Source organism: Pseudoroseomonas cervicalis ATCC 49957, assembly GCF_000164635.1.
GTDB lineage: Bacteria > Pseudomonadota > Alphaproteobacteria > Acetobacterales > Acetobacteraceae > Pseudoroseomonas > Pseudoroseomonas cervicalis.
The window spans coordinates 571,573-573,348 of record NZ_GG770777.1 but is presented as its reverse complement, the minus strand read 5'-3'; the positions used below and the strand labels follow the sequence as shown (position 1 = coordinate 573,348).

The following is a 1,776-nucleotide window of genomic DNA, read 5'->3' as shown; positions in this document are numbered from 1 at the left end:
GGCCAGGCGCGGCGCGGGCGGGTTGCCGATCTCGGCCGGGCGCGGGCCCATCACGCGCTTCAGCACCTCGGCGCGGGGGCCGAACATCTCGACGGCGCCTTCCTTCAGCAGCAGCACCTTGTCCACCGCCTGCACCAGCGCCGGGCGGTGCGAGACCAGCACCACGGTGCAGCCGCGCGCCTTCAGCCGCTCGACGCCGCGCTGCAACGCCAGCTCGGCATCGCCGTCCAGGTTGGAATTGGGCTCGTCCAGCACCACCAGCTTGGGGTTGCCGAACATGGCGCGGGCCAGGCCGATCATCTGCCGCTGGCCGCCGGAGAGATGCGCGCCGCCCTCACCGATCTCGGTGTCGTAGCCGGCCGGCAGGCGCAGGATCATCTCGTGGCAGCCGGCGAGCTTCGCCGCCTCGAAGACCTGTTCCGGCTCGGCCTCGCCCATGCGGGCGATGTTGGTCAGCACGCTGCCGTCGAACAGCTCCACATCCTGCGGCAGGTAGCCGACATGGCGGCCGAAATCCTCGCGCTTCCAGGTGTAGACATCGGCGCCGTCGAGCCGGACGGTGCCGGCATTGGGCGCCAGCGTGCCGATCAGCAGCCGCACCAGCGTGGTCTTGCCGGCGGCCGAGGGGCCGATCACCGCCAGGCTCTCGCCGGGCTCGAGCGCGAAGCTGACGCCCTTGACGATCGGCACCGGCTGGCCGGGCAGGCCATAGGTGACGCGCTCGGCCGCGAGCCGGCCGGTGGGCTCGGGCAGCGCCAGGCCGGGCGGGCGGATGCGCGGCTGCGACAGGAAGCCGGAGAGGCGCTGCAGCGACTGGCGCGCCTGCACCAGCCCCTTCCAGCCGCCGATCAGCTGTTCCACCGGGGCCAGCGCCCGCCCCATGATGATCGAGCCCGCGATCGAGGCGCCGGAGGTCAGCTCCTGCCGCAGCACCAGATAGGCGCCGACGCCGAGGATGGCGAGCTGCACGGCCAGGCGGAAGAACTTGGTGGCGGAGAGCAGCAGCGCCGCGCGGTCGGCGGCCTGCATCTGCGGCGCCAGCCCCTCCTGCAGGCTGTCATGCCAGCGGCGCTTCACCGCCGGCATCATGCCCATGCTGTCGATCACCTCGGCGTTGCGGGCCAGCGAATCGGCGCGGCGCTGGCTGGTCATCGCCGCGTTGGAGGCGCGCTTCAGCAGGGTGGAGGTGGCGAATTCGTTGAGCAGCGTCAGCAGGAACAGCACCACCGCGCCGCCCAGCGCGATGAAGCCCATCACCGGATGCAGCAGGAAGATCACCGCCAGATAGACCGGGACCCAGGGCACGTCATAGACGGCGAGCGCCCCGGGCGAGGCCAGCCAGGAGCGGCAGAAGCCAAGATCGCGCATCGCCTCCATGCGGTAGGGGCGGCCGCGCAGCTGCGCCTCCATGGCGCGCTCGAACCCCTCGGGCGCCACGCGCGCCTCGATCCAGCTGGCGCAGCGCTGCATCAGCCGGCTGCGCACCGCCTCCAGCACCGCCAGCAGCAGCAGGGCGGCGATGGCGATCAGCGTCAGGAAGCTCAGCGTGTCCAGGCTGCGGGTGGCCAGCACCCGGTCGAACACCTGCATCATGTAGAGCGAGACGGTGAGCTGCAGCAGGTTCACCACGCCGCTGAACAGCCCCACCGCCACGAATTCGCGACGGCAGGCGGCGATCGCCTGGGACAGAAGGTTGCCGGCGGGCGCGCCGCGCGGGACCATGGCCATCAGCGCGTCCCCCGGCGGGCGGCGGCGGGGCGGCGGGGCAGGGCGGCC

The 1,776-nt window shown here is 72.5% G+C and carries 1 protein-coding gene; it reads right to left on the bottom strand.

The features are described from left to right. Window positions 1-1,728: type I secretion system permease/ATPase (locus HMPREF0731_RS02450; RefSeq protein WP_007002419.1), on the bottom strand; the 1,728-nt coding region annotated here is incomplete at its 3' end. Between the last annotated feature and the right edge of the window lie 48 nt (window positions 1,729-1,776).